This window comes from Streptomyces sp. NPDC031365, assembly GCF_055569765.1.
Window position 1 is genome coordinate 234,435 of sequence record NZ_JBVIIM010000004.1, and the last position, 26,666, is coordinate 261,100.

Here is a 26,666-nt window from a genome sequence, read left to right on the forward strand (position 1 = left end):
CATTACGTGGGCGCGGACACCCCCGGCGATACACGGACAAGGCCCGCGTCCGTTGATCTTGTGCACCGGTCCGCGGCACTTCCCCTCAGCGCACATCGTTACCATGCGTGGACGCACTTTTCGACGACCACTGACGACGACGAGGGACGGGCGAGCGCGTGGCCGAGGCGGCAGACTTCCAGGGGACACGTCCCTCACCTGCCCGCCGTGGGCTGCGGCGCACCGCAGCCCTGCTCGCCGGAGTGCCTCTGCTGGCCGGACTTCTCCAGCTGCCGGCCGCGTCCCCCGCGGACGCCGCCGCACCGGACGCCTCACAGGCCACCAAAGCGGGTTCCGTCGCCGTCTCGGTCGACACCCTCACGCCCGGAGCCCCCGCCGAGGGTGACACCGTGACCGTGACAGGGACGGTGACCAACAGGGGCAAGCAGACCGTCACCGACGCCCACCTCGGCCTGCGCGTGGGACCGCTGCTGAACACCCGCTCAGGCATCGACACCGTCGCCAAGAACAGCGACGACCTCCAGGGCGTCGTCGGCCCGGAGATCGACGACAAGTACTCGGAGGAGTTCTCCAAGCTCATCCCGGGCGTCTCGCGGCCCTTCACCCTCTCGGTACCGGTGGACGAGCTGAATCTCGGACAGGACGGTGTCTACCAGCTGGCTGTCTCACTCGCCGGGGAGACCTCCACACAGCCCTGGGAGCAGACCCTCGGCGTCCAGCGGACGTTTCTGCCCTGGAAGCCCGAGGAAGGCGACACAAAGACGAAGACGACCTTCATGTGGCCGTTGATCTCCACGGTCCACATGACCGCGCAGACAGGTTCGGACGAGCAGCAGACACCGGTCTTCCACGACGACGACCTGGCCAAGGAGATCTCCCCGGGCGGCAGGCTGGACCGGATAGTGGCGCTGGGCAAGGACCTCGACGTCACCTGGGTGATCGATCCCGACCTGCTGGCATCCGTCGAGGCGATGACCGATCGGTACGAGATCCCCGGCGAGGGTGACGACACCGTCGTCGGCGGCCACCAGACGGTCGCCAAGCGATGGCTGACCGAGGTGCAGAAGGCGGTGGCGGAAAAGGAGGTCGTGGCGCTGCCGTTCGGCGATCCCGACCTGGCCTCGCTCGCCCACAACGGCACGTCCGTCACCGGATCGCTGAGTCACCTCAAGGAGGCCACCGACGTCGCCTCCGACGCCGTGGAGTCGATCCTCTACGTGACACCCACCACGGACTTCGCCTGGCCCGTCGACGGCGCCATCGACCCCTCCGTCGTCCGGGTCGCCACATCCGCCGGAGCCGACAAGGTGATCGCCCGGAGTGACACCTTCGAGGAGACCGGCCTGACGTACACGACCTCCGCGCCCCGCCCCATCGGCGGCGGCACCACGGCCGTCGTCGCGGACGGACGGCTGTCCACGGCGTTCCGGGGGGATATGACCAGGGCCTCGGGGTCGACACTCGCGGTGCAGCGGTTCCTGGCCCAGAGCCTGACCCTCGGCCTGCAGACGGACCGGCAGCGCAGCGTCGTCGTCGCACCACAGCGCACACCGTCCGCGAGCCAGGCCCGGGCGATGGCCGAGGCCATCGAGATCCTCCAGGACAGCACCTGGTCCGAGTCGCAGGACCTCACAGCCGCCGCCGGGTCCAAACCGGACCCCTCCGCCACCACCAAAGTCCCTCCGGCCTCCTCGTACCCGTCCTCCCTGCGCAAGCAGGAACTCCCGAAACCGACGTTCGAGCAGATCGCCAGGACGCAGGCCAAGCTCGACAAGTTCAAGGTGATCCTTTCCAACCAGTCCCGCGTGGTGACCCCGTTCGGACGCGCCCTGAACCGGGGCATGTCCGTGTCCTGGCGGGGCCGGCAGGCCGAAGCGGCGATCTACCGGAGCGGTGTCGAGGCGTATCTGGACGGGCTCATCAGCCAGGTGAGGCTGATCGACAAATCGGAGACGAAACTCTCCGGCCGCAGTGCCACCATCCCCGTGACAGTGCAGAACAACCTGGTACAGGGCGTCGAGCACCTGGTGCTGCGACTCACTTCGACCAACCCGACCCGCCTGGAGATCGGCGGGGCCGCCTACGAGGAGCAGCCCGTCACCGTCTCCGGCGGCCACAGCCAGTCGGTGAAGTTCACCACGTCCGCCAACGCAAACGGCAGGGCAACAGTGATCGCCCAGCTGTACACGCAGGACGGCCAGAAGTACGGCGCCCCCGTCACGTTCGACGTGAAGGTCACCGAGATCACCGCGACGGTGATGCTGGTCATCGGGGGCGGCGTGCTGATGCTCGTCCTCGCCGGCTTCCGGATGTACACCCAGCGCAAGCGGGCCGCGGCCCGCGAGGCCGAGGAGCAGGAGCGGGAAGACCGGGCGGGCGGGGACGTCGACGGCCGGCAGAACCCCGAAACCCCCGAGGCGCGTCTCTCCCAGGAGTCCGCGACGGGCACGGAGGAAGGCGACCCCGAGCAGCCGAGTGACCCGGCACCGGACACCGCACCGGAAAGCGCCGACCCGTCCGGCACGGGTGAGAGAGTGGACCGTTGAGGATGTCGTGGCCGGTGGGCCCGGGACGATGAGGTGGGGTAACCATGAACGCGCCGTACGACGGTGACCGCGGCCATGCCGCGGGCAACTCGGGCCATCCCGAGTCGGACCCCCCCGAGGGTCCGCCGCCCGGGCACGACCAGGTGCCGCAGCCACCCGCGGACCCCTACCTCCAGGACGCCTACCAGCAGGATCCCTACCAGGCGCGGGACATCGCCGCCCAGGACCCGGTCGCGGAGGCGCTCTACGACCGCGCCGCGCACCCGCCACCCCCTCCGGGCGCCTACCCCCCTCAGCAGCCGTTGTACGGGCAGCCGCCCCAGTCGCCGCACGCTCCAGACCCGCGGGTGTGGGCGCGCACGCCGGCACCCGAACCGGACGGTCCGACGCAGTACCTGCCCTACGGCGACGACCCGCGCACGACACAGTTCGTGGGCGTGGACGACCTGGTCGGCCAAGCGGGGGACCAGCGCCACGAACCGGACGCCTTCGCCCATCTCTTCCGTGATCAGCAGCAGGGCGGTGCCTTCCCGGACCAGCAGCAGGGCGGTGGATACCCGCAGCAGCCCAGCGGTGGACACCCCGGACACCCTCCGATGAGCGGCCCACACCACTACGCGTCCGCACCGGTGCCCGGCCCCGCGTCCCCGACGCCCGGCCACTACGCGGGCGCCACACCGCCTCCCGCCGCCGAGACACCGGCCCCGGAACCCGCTGCCGCCCCGGCTCCCAAGAGGGGCGGCCGGGCCGGGGGGCTGCTGAAGTCGAGCGCCGTGATGGCGGCGGGCACGATGGTGTCCCGCCTCACGGGGTTCATCCGATCCGCACTGATCGTCTCAGCCCTGGGCCTCGGACTTCTCGGTGACTCGTTCCAGGTCGCCTACCAGCTGCCGACGATGATCTACATCCTGACCGTCGGGGGCGGTCTCAACTCCGTCTTCGTGCCGCAGCTCGTGCGGGCGATGAAGGACGACGAGGACGGAGGAGAGGCGTACGCCAACCGCCTGCTGACGCTGGTGATGGTCGCCCTGGCCGCCCTCACCGCCCTCGCGTGGCTGGCCGCCCCGCTCTTGGTGCGCGCGCTGTCGAACCCTGTCGCCACCAACCCCGCAGCCAATGACGTCGCTGTCTCCTTCACCCGCTTCTTCCTGCCCTCGATCTTCTTCATGGGCGTCCATGTGGTGATGGGTCAGATCCTCAACGCGCGCGGCCGGTTCGGCGCGATGATGTGGACGCCGGTCCTGAACAACATCGTCATCATCGTCACGCTCGGCACGTTCATTTGGGTCTACGGCACCGCCGCGGACTCGAATATGAAGGTCACGAACATCCCGCCGGAAGGCCTGCGCCTGCTCGGCGTCGGCGTACTGCTCGGACTCGTCGTCCAGGCCCTGGCGATGATTCCGTACCTCCGCGAGACCGGCTTCCGTCTCCGCCTGCGCTTCGACTGGAAGGGGCACGGGCTCGGCAAAGCGGCCATGCTCGCCAAGTGGACCATTCTGTTCGTTCTCGCCAACCAGGCGGGAGCCCTGGTCGTGACCCAGTTGTCCACGGCCGCAGGTCTGGACTCCCGTGTCGAGGGCACCGGTTTCGCCGCCTACGCCAACGCCCAGCTGATCTGGGGCCTGCCCCAGGCCATCATCACCGTCTCCCTGATGGCCGCTCTCCTGCCCCGTATCTCGCGGTCGGCGGCAGACGACGACGCCGGTGCCGTCCGCGACGACATCTCCCAGGGCCTGCGCACCACGGCCGTCGCCATCGTGCCGGTCGCCTTCGGCTTCGTCTCGCTCGGCATCCCGATGTGCACGCTGATGTTCGGCTCCTCGGGTACCGGTGCCGCCACCAACATGGGGTACATGCTGATGGCGTTCGGCCTCGGTCTGATTCCCTACTCCGTGCAGTACGTCGTCCTGCGCGCCTTCTACGCGTACGAGGACACCCGAACCCCCTTCTACAACACGGTCATCGTCGCCGCGGGCAACGCGATCGCCTCGGGCATCTGCTTCCTCGTGCTCCCGGCCCGCTGGGCCGTGGTCGGCATGTCCGCCTCCTACGGCCTGGCCTACGTGATCGGTGTCGGCGTCGCCTGGAGCCGGCTGCGCAAGCGGCTGGGCGGTGACCTGGACGGCGGCCGGGTGCTGCGGACCTACGCCCGGCTCTGCATCGCCTCCGTGCCGGCCGCCCTGCTCAGCGGCGCGGCCTGTTACGGGATCAGTCACGCACTGGGCCAGGGGGTCATGGGCTCATTCGCCGCACTGCTGGGCGGAGGGGCAGTCCTGCTGGGGGTCTTCTACGTGGCGGCCCGGCGGATGCGTATCGAGGAGGTCAACTCGCTGGTCGGTATGGTGCGCGGACGCCTGGGACGCTGAGTCTGGGGGTAGGCGCACAACCATCAGCATCCCCTGTGTGTCGTGCATAGCGGCGGACTGTGGGCACAATTGGTTTCGGCGTCGGACGACGCGCGACGGACGCCGGCCGACGCGCAATGAATGGGGAGGCAGGGAACGACGGTGGCAGAACGGAGCACAGCTGCCGTCGACGTGGCAGACAACAGCGGCGAGCAGCCGCTGACCGCACAGGCGGACCAGTCCACGGCCGACGGGGTGGCCAAGAACCGGGAGCGGGACACGGACAACGACGAGGCACAGGAGAGCACCGGGGCCGACGGCTCCGGGAAAACCTCGCCGCCCGAACTGCACAGCGGCCACAAGCTCGCCAGACGCTACCGCCTGGAGGAGTGCGTCACCCGTCTGGACGGATTCAGTAGTTGGCGTGCCGTGGACGAGATGCTCCGCCGCGCCGTCGGTGTGCACATCCTGCCCGCCGATCACTCACGTGCCCGGTCGGTGTTGGCCGCGGCACGCTCCTCCGCCCTGCTGGGCGACCCACGCTTCGTCCAGGTGTTGGACGCCGTCGAGGAGAACGACGTCGTCTATGTCGTTCACGAGTGGCTTCCCGACGCCACCGAGCTGACCACGCTCCTGGCGGCGGGGCCGCTGGAGGTGTACGACGCCTACCAAATGGTCAGTCAGATCTCCGCCGCCATGGCCGCCGCGCACCGCGAGGGCCTCGCCCATCTGCGTCTGAACCCCAACGCGGTGCTGCGCACCTCGACCGGCCAGTGGCGCATCCGCGGCCTCGCCGTGAACGCGGCACTGCGCGGCGTCAGCTCCGACACCCCGCAGCGCACCGACACCGAGTCCATCGGTGCCCTGCTCTACGCGGCGCTCACCCAGCGCTGGCCGTACGAGAACGACGCCTACGGCATGTCCGGCCTGCCCAAGGACATCGGGCTGATCCCGCCAGACCAGGTGCGGGCCGGTGTCCACCGCGGCCTGTCCGAGGTGGCCATGCGCGCACTCGCCAACGACGGCGCCACCGCCTCGCGTCACGAGTCACCGTGCACCACGCCCGAGGAGTTGGTGAAGGCGATCGGCGAGATGCCCCGCATCCGCCCGCCGGAGCCCGCGTTCACCACCCCTCCCGACTACCAGCGCACCACGTACCAGCAGGGCACCTACGGTCGGCCGGCGCCGCGTCCCGGCGCCGCCCAGCCGACCCCGGGTCCGCCTCCCCCGCTGCAGAGCCGCACGGGCAAGGCTCTGAAGTGGGCCGTCTCGGCACTGCTGATCGCCGCGCTGGGGCTGGGCAGTTGGCAGCTCGCGGACGCCCTGATGGAACAGGGCGGCAAGGCGGACGACACCAACAAGACCCAGACCACGGACGGGGACGACAAGAACAACAACAGGCCCGAGCCGGCGAAGCCGCTCAGCATCCAGGGCGCCCAGGAATACGTCGCGAAGGGCGAGGCCCAGGCGCCGGGTGATGTGGCGAAGACCTACGACGGTGACAGCTCGACCTACTGGCGCACCAACAGCTTCGTCGACGGGCCGGACATGAATCCCGCCTTCAAGCCCGGGGTGGGCATCGTCTATGACCTCGGTTCCGAGCAGACGGTCAAGTCGTCGTCGATAGGACTGCGCTACACGGGCGACCGCACGACCGTCACGTTGTACGCGACGGACTCGCTGAGCTCGTCGACGCCGATCGGCTCCATGCAGAAGCTGGGGACGGTGACGACAAACGGGAACCGGGCCACGGTCAAGGCCGACAAGTCGGTGAAGGCCCGGTACGTGTTGGTCTGGATCACCGCCATGCCGTACGCGTCGGGGGATACCTACAGCAGCGCCGGCTACAAGCAGAGCATCACCGACCTGAAGTTCACCGGCTGACGTCTCGACGAAGGGGGAGGGTCGGATGGCCGACGGCACCGCGTATCGCGACGCGAACGACCAGGACCTCCTCTCCCGCCATGTGGAGGGCGACCACGACGCCTTCGGCGAGCTCGTGCGCCGGCATCGGGACCGGCTCTGGGCCGTGGCCCTGCGCACGCTGGGCGACCGCGAGGAGGCCGCTGACGCCGTCCAGGACGCCCTTGTCTCCGCCTACCGGTCCGCCCACACCTTCCGCGGCCAGTCCGCCGTCACGACATGGCTGCACCGGATCACGGTGAACGCATGTCTGGACCGTGCGCGCAAGGCGGCCTCCCGGAAGACCGCACCGGTCGACGATGCGGAGCGCTTGGAGCAGTTGCTGGAGCCGCACGAGTCCGCCTCGGCGCCCGCGGAGCGCAACGATCTGCACCGCCAGCTCATCGAAGCCATGGGCACGCTTCCGCCCGATCAGCGGGCCGCGCTCGTCCTCGTGGACATGCAGGGCTACCCGGTCGCCGAGGCCGCCCGCATCCTTGGTGTGCCCACCGGCACCGTGAAGAGCCGGTGCGCTCGCGGCAGAGCCAGACTCCTGCCCCTGCTCTCTCATCTACGGCCGGACGGCAGTGGTGAGAGGAAGACGCGGAGTGAGGCACGGAACCGGACCCAGGGGACGTCCGTCCCACCCGCAGCGGGTCCGCGACGACCGGACCCATCGGACGCAGGAACGAATGACCCGGCTACAGCGAAGGGCGGAGGTGGGCGAGCGTGACGTCAGCAAAGAACATGGCGGAGCACCCGGACGTCGCGGAGATCTCCGACCTCGCCGAGGGCCTCCTCCCCTCGGCGAGAACCGCTGATGTTCGCCGGCATCTGGACGCGTGCGCTCTCTGCACGGACGTCCACGCTTCGCTCGCGGAGATCCGGGATCTGCTCGGTACGCTACCGGGGCCGCCCCATATGCCCGCGGAGGTGGCGGGCCGTATCGACGCGGCACTCGCCGCGGAGGCCCTGCTGCACGCCACGGCGCCCGATCCCGAGACCCTCGAGGAACCCCCTGTCACCGTTCCCACAGCGTCGGACGACGGCCCACCGCATGTTTCACGTGAAACATCGGCGCCTGCCCACCGGCCGACCGGGCGCCCCCGCCCTTCCACGACGGGCCCCGGACGCAAGGGGCGCCTGCAGGGCGGACGCCGACGGGTCGCCGTCCTGGGGACCGTCTTCACCGTCGCCGCTCTTGGTCTCGGTTCCGTGGTGCTGTCCTCCTTGAACAGCGGTACGAAGCCCAACGAGGGGCATCGGACGACCGCAGCGGACACCTTCTCCGAAGGGAATCTGGAGAAGCAGGTCACCGACCTCCTCGCACAGGGCCAAGGGCAGGGCAAGGGTTCCAGCTCCCCGCACACCTTCGGACTCGAATCGGAGTCCGGCGGCGCCGTGAACCCGAAGGTCCTCAAAGAGCCCACGGTGCCGGAGTGCGTCCGCGACGGCATCGGGCGCAATGACACCGCACTCGCCACCGAGCAGGGCACATACAAGGGGCAGAAAGCACTGCTCGTCGTGCTTCCCGACATGTCGGACGACACCCGTGTCACCGCGTACCTCGTCGAGGCGACGTGCGTGGACAACCCGTCGTCGGCCGGGGCCGCAGAGGTACTGCTGAAGCATTCGTACACGCGCTGACGATCCGCCCTTGGTTTCCGCCCTTCGTGGCATCCCCTACGGTGTGCCTTTCTGCCGTCGGAGGGCCGTATCGGCGTGCGCGGGCCCACTGGGAATGCACGCCCCTTAGGATCCGTTGGGTGGGGTGAGAGTCCCGACAGAAGCTCCCCCGGTTGAACGAAGCAGACCAGAGACGAGGAATCCCGCCGTGAGCGACGTCCGTAACGTGATCATCATCGGCTCGGGGCCCGCCGGCTACACGGCGGCGCTCTACACTGCCCGTGCGTCGCTGAAGCCCTTGGTGTTCGAGGGCGCTGTCACCGCCGGCGGTGCGCTGATGAACACCACCGAGGTCGAGAACTTCCCCGGCTTCCAGGACGGCGTCATGGGCCCCGAGCTCATGGACAACATGCGCGCCCAGGCAGAGCGCTTCGGTGCCGAGCTTGTCCCGGACGACGTGGTCTCCGTCGACCTGGCCGGTGCGATCAAAACCGTCACCGACACTGCCGGCACCGTCCACAAGGCGAAGGCCGTCATCGTTACCACCGGCTCGCAGCACCGCAAGCTCGGTCTGCCGAACGAGGACGCCCTCTCCGGCCGCGGTGTCTCCTGGTGCGCCACGTGTGACGGTTTCTTCTTCAAGGACCAGGACATCGCCGTGATCGGTGGTGGCGACACCGCGATGGAGGAGGCCACCTTCCTCTCGCGCTTCGCCAAGTCCGTGACGATCGTCCACCGTCGTGACACGCTGCGTGCCTCTAAGGCGATGCAGGAGCGAGCGTTCGCCGACCCGAAGATTTCGTTCGTCTGGGACAGCGAGGTCGCGGAGGTCCAGGGGGACCAGAAGCTCTCGGGTCTGAAGCTGCGCAACGTCAAGACGGGCGAGCTCTCCGACCTGTCGGTGACGGGTCTGTTCATCGCGATCGGCCACGACCCGCGCACCGAGCTCTTCAAGGGCCAGCTGGAGCTGGACGAGGAGGGCTACCTGAAGGTCGACGCACCCTCGACTCGAACCAACGTCACCGGTGTCTTCGCCGCCGGCGACGTGGTCGACCACACCTACCGCCAGGCGATCACCGCGGCCGGCACGGGCTGCTCCGCCGCTCTCGACTCCGAGCGCTTCCTCGCGGCTCTCGCGGACGGGGAGAAGCCGGAGCCCGAGAAGACCGCTGTCTGACCTCCACCCGCCCCACGCATCAACCAGTTAAGGAGCCCGCTGTGGCCGGCACCCTGAAGAACGTGACCGACGATACTTTCGAGCAGGACGTCCTCAAGAGCGACAAGCCTGTTCTGGTGGACTTCTGGGCCGCATGGTGCGGCCCGTGCCGTCAGATCGCTCCGTCTCTGGAGGCGATCGCCTCCGAGTACGGGGACAAGATCGAGGTCGTCAAGCTGAACATCGACGAGAACCCGGGTACGGCCGCCAAATACGGCGTCATGTCCATCCCGACCCTGAACGTCTACCAGGGTGGCGAGGTCGCCAAGACCATCGTCGGTGCGAAGCCGAAGGCCGCGATCGTTCGCGACCTCGAGGACTTCATCGCCGAGTAGCGGCGGAGCACCGCACCGACGGTACATGTTTCACGTGAAACACGAATGGGCCGGCCCAGACGGGTCGGCCCATTCGTACGAAGTCCATCAGGGGACGCAGGTCGGCATCAGAGGGGACGCAGCGCCGGCTCCTTCTGCACGGCTCCGAGCAGCCGGTCCAGCGCCATCTCCACGTCTTCCTTCCAGGAGAGTGTCGTCCTCAGTTCCAGCCTCAGCCGGGGGTACCTGGGGTGAGGGCGGACGGTCTTGAATCCCACGGCCAACAGATGGTCGGCGGGCAGGACACAGGCAGGCTCCTTCCAGCGGGCGTCACCGAAGGCCTCGACCGCCTTGAAGCCCCGACGGAGCAGATCCTTCGCCACCGTCTGCACCATTACCCGGCCCAGCCCTTGCCCCTGGTGCCCGGGCAGGATGAACGCGGTCATCAGCTGCACCGCGTCGGGTGACACAGGGCTTGTGGGAAAAGCCGTGGAACGAGGCACATAGGCGGGTGGAGCATAGAGAACGAAGCCCACAGGGACATCGTCGACGTAGACGACTCTGCCGCAGGATCCCCAGTCCAGAAGAACCGCAGAGATCCACGACTCCTTCTCGAGTGCGGACGTGCCCGCCTTTACCGCTGCCTCGCCGCTGACGGGGTCCCGCTCCCAGAAGACACACGAGCGGCAGCGCTGGGGGAGATCCTGAAGGTTGTCCAGCGTAAGCGGTACGAGCCGACGGCCCATGAAGGCTGTTCCTCGCTTCCTTCGCCCGCTGCCGCGCGGGCGGCTGCCAGAGCACTCCGTTCCCTGAGCAGACTGCCGATGAATCCACTGACGGCGCCCACCCCCAGCCCTGCGCTCACCAGTCCGGTGCGGCGCGTCATTCGCATGGCTCCTGCCTTGCTCTGAGCGGTACAGCCGGGTGGACGCACCCTGTCCGATCGCATCGTATCCATGAAGATTTTCCATCGATACCGCCGAAAGGCAAAGGGCGGACCGTGTTCCGGACCCGCCGGAACACGGTCCGCCCCAGCGCTGCTCGGCCGGCTGGGACCAGACGACGGCTCAGGAATCGGTCTCCGCGGAGTCGTCGTCAACCAGACTCTTCTGCAGCACGGGTCCCTCACCCGGAGCCAGGCTGCCGAGGATGCGCTCCAGGTCCTCCATGGAGGCGAACTCGACGGTGATCTTGCCCTTCTTCTGTCCCAGGTCGACCTTCACCCGGGTCTCGAATCGATCCGAGAGACGTGTCGCCAGATCCGTCAGTGCCGGCGACACGAGAGCACCGGCGCGAGGCCCCTTGGAACGCTGGGCCCTCTGGGGCCGTGATCCCATCAGGGTCACGATCTCCTCGACGGCCCGCACGGAGAGGCCCTCGGCCACGATCCGGTGGGCCAGCCGGTCCTGCTCCTCGGAGTCCTCGACGGACAGCAGTGCGCGTGCGTGCCCGGCGGACAGCACGCCAGCGGCAACCCGGCGCTGAACGGTCGGTGACAGCTTCAGCAGACGCAGTGTATTGGACACCTGCGGACGAGACCGGCCGATGCGGTCCGCCAGCTGATCGTGCGTGCAGTTGAAGTCCTTCAGCAGCTGGTCGTAGGCGGCAGCCTCCTCCAGCGGATTCAGCTGAGCACGGTGCAGGTTCTCCAGCAGCGCGTCCAGGAGCAGCTTCTCGTCGTCCGTGGCCCGCACAATCGCCGGGATCGCCTCGAGGCCCGCCTCATGGCAGGCCCGCCAGCGGCGTTCGCCCATGATGAGCTCATACCGATCCGGCCCGACCTGACGTACGACGACCGGCTGGAGGAGACCGACCTCTTTGATAGAGGTGATCAGCTCGGACAAGGCATCCTCGTCGAAGACCTCACGCGGCTGTCGGGGGTTTGGCGTGATGGCGTCAAGAGGGATCTCGGCGAAGTGAGCACCCATGGGCGACGCGGGCACGGCCGCAGCGCCCCTCACCGAGGGCTCTTCCGTTTCACGTGAAACAGGCGACAGTGTGGCCACCTTCGCCGCGGCCACCCCACGCTCGTTCGGCACCGGAACTGCGGCCGGAGACGTGGAAGCGGTACCCCCCACCGTGGCCGACGACACCGTCTTCTCTGTCGGGGCAGCAGGGATCAGTGCACCGAGACCACGGCCCAGCCCCCTCCGTCGATCACTCACTGAACGCCCTCCACCATGCTCGGATCATTCTGCTGCGCGCCAAGGTGCGCCTGCGACGCGTCATAGCTGACGCCGACACCTCTCAGCGCGATCTCTCGTGCCGCCTCGAAGTAGGAGAGAGCACCGCTCGATCCAGGATCGTAGGTCAGTACTGTCTGCCCGTAGCTCGGCGCCTCCGAGATTCGTACGGAACGAGGGATGCTCGTCCGCAGGACCTCGTCGCCGAAGTGGGTGCGTACCTCGTCCGCGACCTGCGACGCAAGCCGCGTTCGGCCGTCGTACATGGTGAGCAGGATCGTCGATACGTGCAAGGCCGGGTTGAGGTGTCCCCGCACCAGGTCGACGTTGCGGAGCAGCTGGCCCAGTCCTTCCAGCGCGTAGTACTCGCACTGAATCGGAATCAGCACCTCCTGGCCGGCCACGAGTGCGTTGACCGTGAGCAGGCCGAGCGAGGGCGGGCAGTCGATGAGGATGTAGTCCAGCGGCTGCTCGTAGGCCTGGATGGCCCGCTCCAGCCGGCTCTCCCGCGCCACCAGTGATACCAGTTCGATCTCCGCACCGGCGAGATCGATGGTGGCGGGAGCGCAGAAGAGGCCCTCGACGTCGGGGACCGGCTGGACCACCTCCGCAAGCGGTTTGCTCTCCACCAGTACGTCGTAGATGGAAGGGACTTCGGCATGGTGGTCGATACCCAGGGCTGTGGACGCGTTGCCCTGGGGGTCGAGGTCGATCACCAACACACGGGCACCGTGCAGGGCAAGCGACGCCGCAAGGTTGACAGTGGTCGTCGTCTTACCGACGCCGCCCTTCTGGTTGGCGACCACGATGACGCGTGTCTGCTCGGGCCGCGGCAGGCCCTCACCGGCACGCCCCAGAGCCTCCACCGCCAGTTGGGCAGCACGACCGATGGGAGTGTCGTCCATCGGAGGCGGTGTTTCACGTGAAACATCCGCCCCCATCGATTCGGTACGGGGACCGGGGACCGGGTCGGTCATCGGTCCCGCGATGTTGGCGTCGGACCGCAAGGATTCACTCTCCTCGACTTCAGGCTCGCAATGAACAGAGCCTCCCATGCCTTCGGGGTCACGAACCAGTGAGGCCTGGCGTTCTGTGGAGAAATCCACCTCTGTGGACAACTCCGTGCCCCTTGAGTGGGGCGGTGTCTCGTCAGGAACGGAACCCTTCCCGAGCGAACCGAGGGGTTTCCGGTCACGGGGTTCGGCCGCAGCGCGGCCCCGACCGATGATGCCGTGCAGCAGTGAGCGACGTTTCACGTGAAACACGATGCACAGCAGCGGAGGCCGGATTGCCGCGACACTCCGGCGTGGACAGGTTCGGCAGCTTGTGTGGAGTACATCCGGCCCTCAGTCGGCAGGCCACGTACCCATCGGACCACGCACTTCAGGAGGAGCGGAACCGCTCGCTATCCGCGCCGTCGCCGGACCCGTCCCGTACGGGCCGCCTTCGCACGCTTGGCCGCGAACCGCACCCCGCCGGGGCTCTCCCCCACCTCGACCTTCACCACGGTGGACATCGGATCCACGACACCCTCGCCCACATGCACGATCGACGTCGCCACGGCACCGAGCTTGCTCAACGCCGTGGAGGCGCTCTTCAGCTCCTCCACGGCGGCGTCACCCTTGAGCGCGAGCATCTCCCCGTACGGCCGCAGCAGAGGGATGCCCCAGGTGGCGAGGCGGTCGAGCGGAGCCACTGCGCGGGCGGTCACCACATGCACCGCGGGCAGCTTCCCCATGACCTCCTCGGCCCGGCCGCGCACCACCGTGACATGGTCAAGGCCGAGCAGTTCCACGACCTCGGTGAGGAAGTTGGTGCGCCGAAGCAGCGGCTCCAGCAAGGTGATCTTGAGATCCTCCCGGACCAGCGCCAGGGGAATGCCCGGCAGACCGGCTCCCGAGCCGACATCGCACACCGTCACACCCTCGGGCACGACTTCCGAGAGCACCGCACAGTTCAGCAGATGCCTCTCCCACAGGCGGGGCACCTCCCGAGGACCGATCAGACCTCGCTGCACGCCCGCCTCGGTGAGCAGCTCCGCGTACCGGACCGCGTCCGCGAAGCGATCACCGAACACCTCGCGTGCCTGCTCGGGCGCAGGGGGAAGCTCCGCTGCCTCCGTCACTGGTGGACCGTCCTTCCGTACCGTGCCGACACGGGAGCCGACACCAGAACCACAACTATCAGGCTGACAAGATTCGGCCCCGCCTGCGCAACAGACGGGGCCGGGGGTACGTGAAGCCGATCAGGCGGGAAGCACGACGACGAAGCGCTGCGGCTCCTCGCCCTCGGACTCGCTACGCAGGCCGGCTGCCTTGACCGCGTCGTGAACGACCTTGCGCTCGAACGGCGTCATCGGGTCGAGGTTCACGGGCTTGCCGCTGTTCTTGGCTTCGGCGGCGGCCTTCGCACCGATCTCGGACAGCTCGGTGCGCTTCCTGGCCCGGAAGCCGTCGATGTCGAGCATGAGGCGGCTGCGGTCACCGGTTTCCCGGTGCACGGCCAGACGCGTGAGCTCCTGGAGCGCCTCCAGCACCTCACCGTCACGGCCCACCAGCTTCTGCAGATCACGGCCGCCCGTGTCGCTGATGATCGAGACAGAGGCGCGGTCGGCCTCGACGTCCATGTCGATGTCGCCGTCGAGGTCGGCGATGTCGAGCAGACCCTCCAGGTAGTCCGCCGCGATCTCGCCCTCCTGCTCCAGGCGGGTCAGGGTGTCTGCGCCCTCAGCAGCGGCGGCGGTGGTGCCTTCCGTCACGGGATGGACTCCTTCTTACTTCTTGGACGAGGACTTGGGCCGCTGCGGACCCTTGCGCTGTCCGGACTGGGCCTTGCTGCGGGTGCTGCCGGCGGGCTTGGCGTTGCCCTTCTTGGCAGCGGAAGCGGGCTTGGTGTCCTCGGGCTCGTCGGACTTGGCCAGCGAGGTGGGCTCATCCCCCGCCTTGGTCGCACCGGACTGGCGCTGGGACTTGCTCTGCCGCTTGGGCTGCTGCCGCTTGGGTGCGGCTCCGGCGGTCGTGCCGTCCTCCGCCTGGGCCGCGGCCGTGCTCTCGCCCTTGATCACCATGCCGTCGGTCTGGGGGGCGAGGCCCGCCTTGTTCAGCCCGTTGATGAACTTGCGCTCGTACTCGTTGCGGTCCCGGCCCTTGGCGACAATGGCCTTGACGATGGCGCGCTCACGACGGTTGCGGGTCCTGCCGTGCCGGGTGAGGTGCTTGGAGAGGCGCTCCAGGTAGGCGGCCTGTGCCTTGGAACCCGGCGTGGGGTTGTTGTGGATGACGTACATCTGCTGGCCCATGGTCCACACGTTGGTGGTCAGCCAGTAGACGAGGACACCGACCGGGAAGTTGATACCGAAGACCGCGAAGATGACGGGGAAGACGTACATCAGCATCTTCTGCTGCTGCATGAAGGGCGTCTTCACCGTGGTGTCGACGTTCTTCGTCATCAGCTGGCGCTGCGTGTAGAACTGCGACAGCGACATCAGAACGATCATGATCGCCGTGACGACGCGGACATTGGTCAGCGAGGAGTTCAGAGCCTCGATTTTGTCCGAGCTGTCCGTGAACTTCGCCGCGAGCGGGGCACCGAAGATGTGGGCCTTCTGCGCGCTCTCCAGCAGACGCTCGTTGATCACACCGACGGTGTCGTTCGACGCGATGCTGTTGAGCACGTGGTACAGGGCGAAGAAGAACGGCGACTGCGCCAGGATGGGAAGGCACGAGGAGAGCGGGTTGGTACCCGTCTCCTTGTACAGCTTCATCATCTCTTCGGACTGACGCTGCTTGTCGTTCTTGTAGCGCTCCTGGATCTTCTTCATCTCCGGCTGGAGCGTCTGCATCGCGCGCGTCGCCTTGATCTGCTTCACGAAGAGCGGGATCAGGCAGATACGGATCAGAATCACCAGGGACACGATGGACAGGCCCCAGGCCCACCCGGTGTCAGGGCCGAAGACGGCGCCGTACACGCTGTGGAACTGGACGATGACCCAGGAGACAGGCGTTGTGATGAAGCTGAAGAGGCTGGCAATCGTGTCCACTAATCATGCTCCTTGGGCATGGGACGAGGTCACTGCGGCCGGGCTCGAAGGACTCGTCGGACTTGGAGGAGACGTCTGTCCTTCGGGGGCCGGTTCGGCGGCGGAGGTCCCGCCCTTGCGTGCACGCCAGGCGTTACGCAGCATTTCGTGCCACCGAGGACGCTTGCGCGGCGGGACATGGTCCACACCGCCCAGCGACCACGGATTGCACCGCAGGATGCGCCAGGCCGTGAGTGCTGTGCCCTTGAAGGCACCGTGCCGGTCGATGGCCGTGTAGCCGTAGTGGGAACACGACGGGTAGTACTTGCACACCGGCCCCAGCAGTGGACTGATCGTCCACTGGTAGATCTTGATCAGCGCCAGCAGTGGGTACTTCATCGCGCGCCCCCTCCCAGCAGCCGCCGCAGGGCGGCATCCAGGTCTCGGGCCAGTTGTGCATGGTCGGCGCCGCCCGCACCGGGCAGCGCTCGTACGACTACCAGGCTACCGGGGGGCAGCTGGTCGACTCGCTCGCGCATCAGATGGCGAAGCCTGCGCTTCACCTTGTTGCGCACCACCGCGCCCCCCACGGCCTTGCTCACGACGAAACCCGCACGCGACGGGGGAGCGCTCTCCCCAGGCGCATGCGGGTCCGTGGCACCGCTACGAAAGTGGACGACGAGATGCTGACGCCCGGCCCGGCGCCCTCGTCGTACCGCGGTCGCGAAGTCCTCGCGCCGCCTCAGCCGGTTCTCGGTGGGCAGCACGACGCGACCTGACCGGAATCAGGCGGACAGACGGGCGCGACCCTTGCTGCGGCGGGTCGCGAGAATCGCGCGGCCGGCACGGGTGCGCATACGCAACCGGAAGCCGTGGGTCTTGGCGCGGCGACGGTTGTTCGGCTGGAAGGTGCGCTTGCTCACTCGGGGGCTCCAGAAGAAATCGATGTTTGCGGGGTGCCGTCCTGGCTGTCACCGTGCGCCCACGAGTAGCTCGCGTTACGCCCGAGTGCACCGCTGACCGATCATCTTGCGCGATCTGTGCCCATCGGAGGCAGGCGGCAGCAGCCATCGACAACTCGACCTGGTCACGGTACGCGCGGCTGCGCCATTCGGTCAAACCAGCGGTCACCGGGAGACACTTGTCCACAGCCTGGGGACAACAACTTGAACCATACCGGTCGCGCTGACTACCGTGACTGGACTCCGCTTCGTTCCCTTGACCCTCCACCACCCGATTTACATCCCAACCCGTCCTCCGCATCACACGATCGAGGGACCTGTGAGAGAGCGTGCCCTGTGGCTGACGTACCTGCCGATCTTGCCGCAGTGTGGCCACGCGTACTGGAACACCTGCTCGGCGAGGGCCGCGGACAAGGGGTCGAGGGCAAGGACGAGCACTGGATCCGGCGCTGCCAACCGCTGGCGCTGGTCGCCGACACCGCACTGCTCGCCGTACCGAACGAGTTCGCCAAGGGTGTACTCGAGGGCCGCCTCGCGCCCGTAGTCAGCGAGAGCCTGAGCCGCGAGTGCGGCCGTCCGATCCGGATCGCGATCACGGTCGACGACACCGTCGGCGAGGCCCCGGCCCCGCCGGCACCCCGGCAGCAGTCGCGCTACGAGGAGCCGGAACTCCCCACCGTCCGCCAGGACCGCCCAGACCGCCCAGACCGTCCCGACCGCCCGGATCACCGCGAGCGGCCGGACCGGCAGGAGCGCGAGCCGTACGAGGGATACAACGGTTACGGCGGCCGCCGCCGCACCAATCCGCAGCCGGGCCAGTCCGGCGACCAGCTCCCCACGGCCCGCCCCGCCTACCCGTCGGAGTACCAGCGGCCCGAGCCCGGCTCCTGGCCGCGGCCGCCGCAGGAGGACTACGGCTGGCAGCAGCAACGCCTCGGCTTCCCGGAGCGGGACCCGTACGCCTCGCCGTCGCAGGACGCCTACGGCTCGCAGGACTCGTACGGCACCCAGGACGCCTACGGCTCGCAGGACGGATACGGCGGCTCACCCTCGCAGGACTACCGCCCGCAGCCGATGGAGCGGCCCTCGTCCTACGAACAGCAGCGCGGCGACTACGACCAGCGCGACGCCCGGCGCCGCGAGCTGCCCGAGCCGCCCCCCGGCTCGGGGCACGTCCACCGCGGCGGCCCCGTGGGTCCGAACCTGCCCACCACGGGGGCACCCGGCCCGCTGGCCGCGCAGCCGGCACCGGCGACCGGCCCCGGTGAGCCCACCGCGCGGCTCAACCCGAAGTACCTGTTCGACACGTTCGTCATCGGCGCGTCCAACCGCTTCGCACACGCGGCCGCGGTCGCGGTCGCCGAGGCGCCGGCGAAGGCGTACAACCCCCTCTTCATCTACGGGGAGTCCGGGCTCGGCAAGACGCACCTGCTGCACGCGATCGGGCACTACGCGCGGAGCCTCTACCCGGGCACGCGCGTGCGGTACGTGAGCTCGGAGGAGTTCACCAACGAGTTCATCAACTCCATCCGCGACGGGAAGGGCGACAGCTTCCGCAAGCGCTACCGCGAGATGGACATCCTGCTCGTCGACGACATCCAGTTCCTGGCGGACAAGGAGTCGACGCAGGAGGAGTTCTTCCACACGTTCAACACGCTCCACAACGCCAACAAACAGATCGTGCTCTCCAGCGACCGGCCGCCCAAGCAACTGGTGACGCTGGAGGACCGGCTGCGGAACCGCTTCGAGTGGGGTCTGATCACCGACGTCCAGCCGCCCGAGCTGGAGACGCGCATCGCGATCCTGCGCAAGAAGGCAGTACAGGAGCAGCTCAACGCCCCGCCGGAGGTGCTGGAGTTCATCGCCTCCCGGATCTCACGGAACATCCGGGAGCTGGAGGGCGCGCTGATCCGGGTGACCGCGTTCGCCTCGCTCAACCGGCAGCCGGTGGATCTGGGACTGACGGAGATCGTCCTGAAGGACCTGATGCCCGGGGGCGACGACTCGGCTCCGGAGATCACCTCGACGGCCATCATGGGCGCGACCGCCGACTACTTCGGCCTCACGGTGGAGGACCTGTGCGGTACCTCACGCGGACGCGCGCTGGTGACCGCCCGGCAGATCGCCATGTACTTGTGCCGGGAGCTGACGGACCTGTCGCTGCCGAAGATCGGCGCGCTGTTCGGCGGCCGTGACCACACGACGGTGATGCACGCCGACCGGAAGATCCGCAATCTGATGGCCGAGCGACGCTCGATCTACAACCAGGTCACCGAGCTCACCAACCGCATCAAGGCCGGCTGAGGGCCTCACAACCGACCAGGGCGCCTCCGGAGGGATCGGGAGGCGCCCTTCTTCGTGCGTCGGGCGTCTCGCTCTGTTCGATTTAAGGGCCGGGTTACGGCCGTCCTCCACAGATGTGGTGACTTTTTTACGTCCACATGCTGGGGACCGGAAAGTTGTCCCAGCCTTGTCCACAGACCGACCTGTTGCAGCACTGTTCTCCCAGCTCAGCTGCCTGTGGATTCGTGGACAAGTGATCTCCACAGGCTGTGGACGAAGCGATGATCCACAGCCTGTGCACTGAGTTGTCCACGGACAACCCACAGGCTGAGGCCGGTTGTCCCCAGCGATTGCCCGCTTCTCCACATGACTGTCCACTGTTCGGCAACACGACGCGCTCTCTCACCGGGGGGAGTGAAAGGCGTCACATCATGCTGCCGCAGGAGGCTGTGGGTAAGAGCCGCAAACCTGGGGACGAACCTGGGGAGAACTCGCCCCTTCCTGTGCACGGTGTGTGCAGAACTTTCTGTTCTCCACAGATACGCCCGGTTGTCCACCGGCTCCGCCCACAGGCCCCGTGGACAAAATTGCTGCGCTGAGCTGCGAAAACGGGGTTATCCACGGTATCCACAGGCCCTACTACTACTCCCGACTAGAGAGAGTGAGGAATCCGGTTCGAAGAGGGTCCTGTGCACAACTCGCTGTCTCGGCCCCGGCTGCCACTCGTCACGACTTGACCCCGAGGGGCACCTACTGTCAGTGCGGTGCGTCAGACTGTTCACGGTGTCCTTCCCCACCCAGGGGCCGACGACACCGAGTCAGACGACGAAGCCAGGCAGGGCGAGAAGCGCCGGCAACAGCAGGAGGCGGCAACAGTGAAGATCCGGGTGGAACGCGACGTACTCGCGGAGGCAGTGGCCTGGGCGGCACGCAGCCTCCCGGCCCGTCCGCCGGCCCCTGTCCTCGCCGGCCTGCTGCTGAAGGCCGAGGACGGCAAGCTGAGCCTGTCCAGCTTCGACTACGAGGTCTCCGCGCGGGTGTCGGTGGAGGCGGAGGTCGAGGAGGAGGGCACGGTCCTGGTGTCCGGTCGGCTGCTGGCCGACATCTCCCGGGCCCTGCCCAACCGGCCCGTGGAGATTTCCACGGACGGTGTGCGGGCGACGGTGGTGTGCGGCTCCTCACGGTTCACCCTCCACACACTGCCTGTGGAGGAGTACCCGGCCCTGCCGCAGATGCCGAACGCGACGGGTACGGTCCCCGGGGAGGTCTTCGCCTCCGCCGTGCAGCAGGTCGCCATCGCGGCGGGCCGTGACGACACGCTGCCCGTCCTCACGGGTGTGCGCATCGAGATCGAGGGCGACACCGTCACCCTGGCCTCCACCGACCGCTACCGCTTCGCGGTCCGCGAGTTCCTGTGGAAGCCGGAGAACCCGGAGGTCTCCGCGGTCGCCCTGGTGCCCGCCAAGACGCTTCAGGACACCGCCAAGGCGCTGACCAGTGGTGATCAGGTCATCCTGGCGCTGTCCGGCTCGGGCGCGGGCGAGGGCCTGATCGGCTTCGAGGGCGCCGGCCGCCGCACCACCACGCGGCTGCTGGAGGGCGACCTCCCGAAGTACCGCACGCTGTTCCCGACGGAGTTCAACAGCATTGCCGTGATCGAGACCGCCCCCTTCGTGGAGGCCGTCAAGCGCGTGGCCCTGGTCGCCGAGAGGAACACCCCGGTGCGACTGAGCTTCGAGCAGGGCGTGCTCATCCTGGAGGCCGGTTCCAGCGACGACGCACAGGCTGTGGAAAGGGTCGACGCCCAGCTGGAGGGCGACGACATCTCGATCGCCTTCAACCCGACGTTCCTGCTGGACGGCCTGAGCGCCATCGATTCCCCGGTGGCCCAGCTGTCGTTCACCACGTCCACCAAGCCCGCGCTGCTCAGCGGCCGTCCGGCGGTGGACGCGGAGGCGGATGAGGCCTACAAGTACCTGATCATGCCGGTGCGGCTCAGCGGCTGAGCACCTTCGCGCCGAACGCCGCAGGTGAGGGCGTACGTGTGAGCGCGTATGCCCACAGATGTGCGCGAGCGTCCGGGTTTAGGCTCGGACGCCGGTACGTAAGTGCCGTCACGCCACGTCGCATACCTAAGGATCACAACTGATGGAGCTCGGTCTCGTCGGCCTCGGCAAGATGGGCGGCAACATGCGCGAGCGGATCCGCCGCGCAGGCCACACCGTCCACGGATACGACCGCAACCCGGACGTCGCCGATGTCCACAGCCTGCAGGAGCTTGTGGGCAAGCTCAGCGGCCCGCGTGCGGTGTGGGTGATGGTCCCGGCCGGCGAGCCGACCCAGTCCACCATCGACGAACTCGCCGGACTGCTCGAGCCGGGTGACGTCGTCGTGGACGGCGGCAACTCCCGCTGGACGGACGACGAGAGGCACGCCGAGGAGCTGGCGGCCAAGGGCATCGGCTTCGTCGACTGCGGCGTCTCGGGCGGCGTCTGGGGCCTCGAGAACGGCTACGCGCTGATGTACGGCGGCGCCCCGGAGAACGTCGCCAAGGTGCAGCCGATATTCGACGCCCTCAAGCCGGAGGGCGATTTCGGCTCGGTGCACGCGGGCAAGGTGGGCGCCGGGCACTTCGCCAAGATGGTCCACAACGGCATCGAGTACGCCATGATGCAGGCCTACGCCGAGGGCTGGGAGGTCCTCGAGAAGGTCGACTCGGTGACCGACGTCCGGGAGGTGTTCCGCTCTTGGCAGGAGGGTACGGTCATCCGGTCCTGGCTGCTGGACCTCGCGGTCGACGCCCTCGACGAGGACGAGCACCTGGACGGGCTCCGGGGTTATGCACAGGACTCCGGTGAGGGACGCTGGACTGTGGAGGCCGCGATCGACCACGCGGTTCCGCTGCCGGCGATCACGGCCTCGCTGTTCGCGAGGTTCGCCTCCCGCCAGGAGGACTCGCCACAGATGAAGATGATCGCGGCGCTGCGGAACCAGTTCGGCGGCCACGCGGTCGAGAAGAAGTAATCCACAGGGGCACTTAGCCATCCACAGGACCGTTCGGCGGTCCACTACGCCGGGGGAGGTCGGCGAAACGACCATGCACGTCACGCATCTGTCGCTGGCCGACTTCCGCTCCTATCCCCGGGTCGAGGTCCCGCTCGACCCGGGGGTGACGGCCTTCGTCGGCCCCAACGGGCAGGGCAAGACGAATCTCGTCGAGGCGGTCGGCTACCTCGCCACCCTCGGCAGCCACCGGGTCTCCTCCGATGCCCCGCTGGTCCGCATGGGCGCCGACCGGGCGATCATCCGGGCCCAGGTCCGCCAGGGCGAGCGGCAGCAGCTGGTCGAGCTGGAGCTGAACCCGGGCCGCGCCAACCGTGCCCGTGTCAACCGGTCCTCGCAGGTCAGGCCGCGGGATGTGCTGGGCATCGTACGTACTGTGCTGTTCGCACCGGAGGACCTGTCCCTGGTCAAGGGCGATCCCGGTGAGCGGCGCCATTTCCTCGACGAACTGATCACCGCGCGTTCCCCGCGCATGGCAGGTGTCCGCGCCGACTACGACCGGGTGCTCAAGCAGCGCAACACCCTGCTGAAGTCGGCCGCGCTGGCCCGCCGGCACGGTGGGCGCACGCTGGACCTGTCCACGCTCGACGTCTGGGACCAGCACCTCGCACGTGGGGGCGCCGAGCTCCTGGCGCAGCGGCTGGACCTGATCGGCGTGCTTCAGCCGCTGGCCGACAAGGCGTACGAGCAGCTCGCGCCCGGGGGCGGACCGGTCACCCTGGAATACAAGCCGTCCGCGCCCGGCGAGGCACACTCGCGCGAGGACCTGTTCGAGCAGCTGATGGCCGCGCTCGCTGACACCCGTAAGCAGGAGATCGAGCGTGGCGTCACGCTGGTCGGCCCGCACCGCGACGACCTGCTCCTCAAGCTGGGCCGGCTGCCCGCCAAGGGCTACGCCTCGCACGGCGAGTCCTGGTCCTACGCGCTGGCGCTGCGACTGGCCTCGTACGACCTGCTGCGCGCCGAGGGCAATGAGCCGGTGCTGGTGCTCGACGACGTCTTCGCCGAGCTGGACACGCGCCGCCGTGAGCGGCTTGCCGAGCTGGTCGCGCCCGGTGAGCAGGTGCTCGTGACCGCGGCCGTCGACGACGATGTGCCTCTTGTGCTGGCCGGTACGCGGTTCGTCGTGGCCGAGGGAACGGTGGAGCGCGCATGAGCGAGCAGGACCCGCCCGGAAGCGGTGCCGGGAAGGCTCCCGAGCCCTCGGGTGTGGATCTCGCGCGCGTGGCGTTGCGGGCGGCCAGGGAGGCGGCGCGCGCGCGTGGGGACGCGGCGCAGCAGAAGAAGCAGGCGCGGCGCGGTGGCCTGCGCTCCGGTGCGGGCGCCGACCGGCGCGACCCGATGGCGCTCGGCGCGGCGATCAACCGGCTGCTCACGGAGCGCGGTTGGGAGACCCCGGCCGCGGTGGGCGGGGTGATGGGGCGCTGGCCGGAGATCGTCGGTGAGGACGTGGCCAAGCACTGCGAGCCGGAGCGGTACGACGAGGACGAGCGGGTGCTGGTGGTGCGCTGCGACTCCACGGCCTGGGCGACGAATCTGCGGCTGCTCGCGCCGACTCTGGTCGCGCGGCTGAACGAGGACCTGGGCCACGGCACGGTGCGGCTGATCAAGGTCGTCGGCCCCGTCGGCCCCGCCCGTCGCTTCGGGCCGCTGCGTGCTCCCGGGAGCACCGGTCCCGGGGACACGTACGGGTGATCCGGCGGCCATGTCCGCCCTCTGAAGTGCACGTGACTGACATCACACCAGGACTTCCGGGTGGGGTGTTCGGGCCGTCGGTGGCAGCTTCGGGGTACGGCCGCGCAGGGCTGCGAATCGCTACCTGACTCCTAAGTAGCAAAGGGTTGACGGCCGGAAGCGCTGAGTGCCCTCGTAGGGCTCTTGGAGCCCCCATCCGCATATCGGGAGTCGGGAGAGACCGGTTGAGGGCGGCACATGCGGACTCAGGTGCCCGCAAAGCCCCATCGATGTCAGCGCTACCGGTAGACTGGAAGGCAATCCCGCCCCGATCGTGGGGACCGCCCGGGAAAAGCTGAGCAACGCTGATCAAGGCTTACCAACGCAACATGCCGCAGCCGCTCCGGCAACCTGCCGACGAGCCCGGCTCGTGCTGTGCCAGAAAGGGCGCTTCGTGGCCGATTCCGGCAACCCCAACGAGAACATCCCGTCCACCGACACCGGCGTCAGCGACGCGGCGAGCACCTCGACCGGCGAGGGAACCGCGTCGTACGACGCCAGCGCCATCACCGTCCTCGAGGGCCTGGACGCGGTCCGTAAGCGACCCGGTATGTACATCGGGTCGACCGGCGAGCGGGGACTGCACCACCTGGTGCAGGAGGTCGTCGACAACTCGGTCGACGAGGCGCTGGCCGGCCATGCGGACACCATCGACGTCATGATCCTGGCCGACGGCGGCGTCCGCGTGGTGGACAACGGCCGCGGAATCCCGGTGGGCATCGTCCCCTCCGAGGGCAAGCCCGCGGTCGAGGTCGTACTGACCGTGCTGCACGCGGGCGGCAAGTTCGGCGGCGGCGGCTACGCGGTCTCCGGCGGTCTGCACGGCGTGGGCGTCTCCGTGGTCAACGCGCTGTCGACGCGGGTCGCCGTCGAGATCAGGACCGACGGTTACCGCTGGACGCAGGACTACAAGCTGGGTGTCCCCACCGCGCCCCTGGTCAAGCACGAGGCCACCGAGGAGACCGGTACGTCGGTCACCTTCTGGGCCGACGGCGACATCTTCGAGACCACCGACTACTCCTTCGAGACCCTCTCGCGGCGTTTCCAGGAGATGGCGTTCCTCAACAAGGGCCTCAGGATCAACCTCACCGACGAGCGCGAGTCGGCGAAGGCCACCGCCGGTGCGGACGAGGCGGGCGAGGACGAGAAGCACGAGGTCAAGGCCGTCTCGTACCACTACGAGGGCGGCATCGTCGACTTCGTGAAGTACCTCAACTCCCGCAAGGGAGACGTGGTGCACCCCACCGTCATCGACCTCGAGGCCGAGGACAAGGACAGGAATCTGTCCCTCGAGGTCGCGATGCAGTGGAACGGCGGCTACACCGAGGGCGTGTACTCCTTCGCCAACATCATCCACACCCACGAGGGTGGTACGCACGAAGAGGGCTTCCGCGCGGCGCTCACCTCGCTCATCAACAAGTACGCGCGGGACAAGAGGCTGCTGCGCGAAAAGGACGACAACCTCACGGGTGACGACATCCGCGAGGGTCTGACCGCGATCATCTCGGTCAAGCTGGGCGAGCCCCAGTTCGAGGGCCAGACCAAGACCAAGCTGGGCAACACCGAGGTGAAGACCTTCGTCCAGAAGGTCGTCTACGAGCACCTCAACGACTGGCTGGACCGCAACCCCAACGAGGCCGCGGACATCATCCGCAAGGGCATCGCGGCGGCCACCGCGCGCGTGGCGGCGCGCAAGGCCCGCGATCTCACCCGGCGCAAGGGCCTGCTGGAGTCGGCGTCCCTGCCGGGCAAGCTGTCCGACTGCCAGTCGAACGACCCCATCAAGTGCGAGATCTTCATCGTCGAGGGTGACTCCGCCGGCGGCTCGGCCAAGTCCGGCCGGAACCCGCAGTACCAGGCGATCCTCCCGATCCGCGGCAAGATCCTCAACGTCGAGAAGGCGCGCATCGACCGCATCCTGCAGAACCAGGAGATCCAGGCGATGATCTCCGCGTTCGGCACCGGTGTTCACGAGGACTTCGATATCGAGAAGCTCCGTTATCACAAGATCATCCTCATGGCGGACGCCGACGTCGACGGACAGCACATCAACACCCTGCTGCTGACGTTCCTGTTCCGCTTCATGCGGCCGCTGGTCGAGGCCGGGCACGTGTTCCTCTCCCGTCCCCCGCTCTACAAGATCAAGTGGGGCAAGGACGACTTCGAGTACGCGTACTCCGACCGCGAACGCGACGCGCTGATCGAGATGGGCCGCAACGCCGGCAAGCGTATCCGTGAGGACTCCGTCCAGCGCTTCAAGGGCCTCGGGGAGATGAACGCCGAGGAGCTGCGCATCACCACGATGGACCAGGAGCACCGCGTCCTCGGCCAGGTCACCCTGGACGACGCGGCCCAGGCCGACGACCTGTTCTCGGTCCTGATGGGCGAGGACGTCGAAGCACGCCGCGCGTTCATCCAGCGCAACGCCAAGGACGTCCGCTTCCTCGACATCTGAGTCGGTCTCAGCTGAC

22 protein-coding genes are annotated in these 26,666 nt (G+C 68.1%); 13 read left to right on the forward strand and 9 right to left on the reverse strand.

All coding sequences use genetic code 11. From position 1 onward, the window contains the following. The first annotated feature begins 158 nt into the window (after positions 1–158). The 7 genes from ACZ5C2_RS09005 to trxA all read left to right on the forward strand — a co-directional run bounded on the left by ACZ5C2_RS09005 (position 159) and on the right by trxA (position 9,973). Positions 159–2,546, forward strand: coding sequence for a DUF6049 family protein (locus tag ACZ5C2_RS09005; protein ID WP_468788173.1), 2,388 nt, complete (start codon positions 159–161; stop codon positions 2,544–2,546). A 44-nt stretch (positions 2,547–2,590) separates the two neighbouring features. Continuing rightward, on the forward strand, positions 2,591–4,915 hold the full coding sequence (gene murJ / locus ACZ5C2_RS09010) for a murein biosynthesis integral membrane protein MurJ (RefSeq protein WP_468788175.1): 2,325 nt from the start codon (positions 2,591–2,593) through the stop codon (positions 4,913–4,915). Positions 4,916–5,056: 141 nt separating this feature from the next. Then, positions 5,057–6,778 carry a protein kinase family protein gene (locus tag ACZ5C2_RS09015; RefSeq protein ID WP_468788177.1) on the forward strand — a complete coding sequence of 574 codons (1,722 nt, stop codon included), beginning with the start codon at positions 5,057–5,059 and terminating at the stop codon, positions 6,776–6,778. Between the two features lie 25 nt (positions 6,779–6,803). Continuing rightward, the gene (sigM, locus tag ACZ5C2_RS09020; RefSeq protein WP_468788179.1) at positions 6,804–7,529 is read left to right on the forward strand and encodes an RNA polymerase sigma factor SigM; all 726 of its coding nucleotides are present in this window, start codon (positions 6,804–6,806) and stop codon (positions 7,527–7,529) included. Beyond that, positions 7,526–8,443, forward strand: a complete 918-nt coding sequence (locus ACZ5C2_RS09025; protein WP_468788181.1) for an anti-sigma factor family protein — start codon at positions 7,526–7,528, stop codon at positions 8,441–8,443. The genes sigM and ACZ5C2_RS09025 overlap by 4 nt, the downstream gene beginning before the upstream one ends. A gap of 187 nt (positions 8,444–8,630) precedes the next feature. Next, positions 8,631–9,599 carry a thioredoxin-disulfide reductase gene (trxB, locus tag ACZ5C2_RS09030; protein WP_468788183.1) on the forward strand — a complete coding sequence of 323 codons (969 nt, stop codon included), beginning with the start codon at positions 8,631–8,633 and terminating at the stop codon, positions 9,597–9,599. A gap of 41 nt (positions 9,600–9,640) precedes the next feature. After that, positions 9,641–9,973: a thioredoxin gene (gene trxA / locus ACZ5C2_RS09035; RefSeq protein ID WP_468788185.1), complete on the forward strand. Its 333-nt coding sequence runs from the start codon at positions 9,641–9,643 to the stop codon at positions 9,971–9,973. Positions 9,974–10,080: 107 nt separating this feature from the next. Here the strand turns inward: trxA and ACZ5C2_RS09040 are convergent, their stop codons facing one another. The 9 genes from ACZ5C2_RS09040 to rpmH form a co-directional block, all read right to left on the reverse strand. After that, on the reverse strand, positions 10,081–10,698 hold the full coding sequence (locus ACZ5C2_RS09040) for a GNAT family N-acetyltransferase (RefSeq protein ID WP_468788187.1): 618 nt from the start codon (positions 10,696–10,698) through the stop codon (positions 10,081–10,083). Between the two features lie 321 nt (positions 10,699–11,019). After that, positions 11,020–12,117 carry a ParB/RepB/Spo0J family partition protein gene (locus ACZ5C2_RS09045; RefSeq protein WP_468788189.1) on the reverse strand — a complete coding sequence of 366 codons (1,098 nt, stop codon included), beginning with the start codon at positions 12,115–12,117 and terminating at the stop codon, positions 11,020–11,022. Beyond that, positions 12,114–13,190, reverse strand: a complete 1,077-nt coding sequence (locus ACZ5C2_RS09050; protein ID WP_468788548.1) for a ParA family protein — start codon at positions 13,188–13,190, stop codon at positions 12,114–12,116. The genes ACZ5C2_RS09045 and ACZ5C2_RS09050 overlap by 4 nt, the downstream gene beginning before the upstream one ends. A gap of 350 nt (positions 13,191–13,540) precedes the next feature. After that, positions 13,541–14,260, reverse strand: a complete 720-nt coding sequence (rsmG, locus tag ACZ5C2_RS09055; RefSeq protein ID WP_468788191.1) for a 16S rRNA (guanine(527)-N(7))-methyltransferase RsmG — start codon at positions 14,258–14,260, stop codon at positions 13,541–13,543. Positions 14,261–14,380: 120 nt separating this feature from the next. Then, positions 14,381–14,893, reverse strand: coding sequence for a Jag family protein (locus ACZ5C2_RS09060; protein WP_468788193.1), 513 nt, complete (start codon positions 14,891–14,893; stop codon positions 14,381–14,383). 15 nt (positions 14,894–14,908) lie between these two features. Beyond that, a complete protein-coding gene (yidC, locus tag ACZ5C2_RS09065) occupies positions 14,909–16,174 on the reverse strand; it encodes a membrane protein insertase YidC (protein ID WP_468788195.1) in 1,266 nt (421 codons plus the stop codon). 3 nt (positions 16,175–16,177) lie between these two features. Beyond that, positions 16,178–16,552: a membrane protein insertion efficiency factor YidD gene (gene yidD, locus ACZ5C2_RS09070; RefSeq protein ID WP_468788197.1), complete on the reverse strand. Its 375-nt coding sequence runs from the start codon at positions 16,550–16,552 to the stop codon at positions 16,178–16,180. After that, the gene (gene rnpA, locus ACZ5C2_RS09075; protein WP_468788199.1) at positions 16,549–16,920 is read right to left on the reverse strand and encodes a ribonuclease P protein component; all 372 of its coding nucleotides are present in this window, start codon (positions 16,918–16,920) and stop codon (positions 16,549–16,551) included. Before rnpA ends, yidD begins: the two co-directional genes overlap by 4 nt. Before the next feature lie 18 nt (positions 16,921–16,938). After that, positions 16,939–17,076: a 50S ribosomal protein L34 gene (rpmH, locus tag ACZ5C2_RS09080; protein WP_003975051.1), complete on the reverse strand. Its 138-nt coding sequence runs from the start codon at positions 17,074–17,076 to the stop codon at positions 16,939–16,941. A gap of 375 nt (positions 17,077–17,451) precedes the next feature. Between rpmH and dnaA the strand changes: the two genes are divergently transcribed. From dnaA to gyrB, 6 genes are all read left to right on the forward strand, one after another. Further along, positions 17,452–19,419, forward strand: a complete 1,968-nt coding sequence (gene dnaA / locus ACZ5C2_RS09085; RefSeq protein ID WP_468788201.1) for a chromosomal replication initiator protein DnaA — start codon at positions 17,452–17,454, stop codon at positions 19,417–19,419. Positions 19,420–20,273: 854 nt separating this feature from the next. After that, on the forward strand, positions 20,274–21,404 hold the full coding sequence (gene dnaN / locus ACZ5C2_RS09090) for a DNA polymerase III subunit beta (RefSeq protein ID WP_468788550.1): 1,131 nt from the start codon (positions 20,274–20,276) through the stop codon (positions 21,402–21,404). 142 nt (positions 21,405–21,546) lie between these two features. Then, positions 21,547–22,422 carry a phosphogluconate dehydrogenase (NAD(+)-dependent, decarboxylating) gene (gnd, locus tag ACZ5C2_RS09095; RefSeq protein WP_468788203.1) on the forward strand — a complete coding sequence of 292 codons (876 nt, stop codon included), beginning with the start codon at positions 21,547–21,549 and terminating at the stop codon, positions 22,420–22,422. A gap of 73 nt (positions 22,423–22,495) precedes the next feature. Then, positions 22,496–23,617, forward strand: coding sequence for a DNA replication/repair protein RecF (gene recF, locus ACZ5C2_RS09100; protein ID WP_468788205.1), 1,122 nt, complete (start codon positions 22,496–22,498; stop codon positions 23,615–23,617). Continuing rightward, positions 23,614–24,156 (forward strand): DciA family protein, encoded by a 543-nt coding sequence (locus ACZ5C2_RS09105; RefSeq protein ID WP_468788207.1) that lies wholly within the window; start codon positions 23,614–23,616, stop codon positions 24,154–24,156. Before recF ends, ACZ5C2_RS09105 begins: the two co-directional genes overlap by 4 nt. 433 nt (positions 24,157–24,589) lie before the next feature. Beyond that, positions 24,590–26,650, forward strand: a complete 2,061-nt coding sequence (gene gyrB / locus ACZ5C2_RS09110; RefSeq protein WP_468788209.1) for a DNA topoisomerase (ATP-hydrolyzing) subunit B — start codon at positions 24,590–24,592, stop codon at positions 26,648–26,650. Positions 26,651–26,666: the final 16 nt, after the last annotated feature.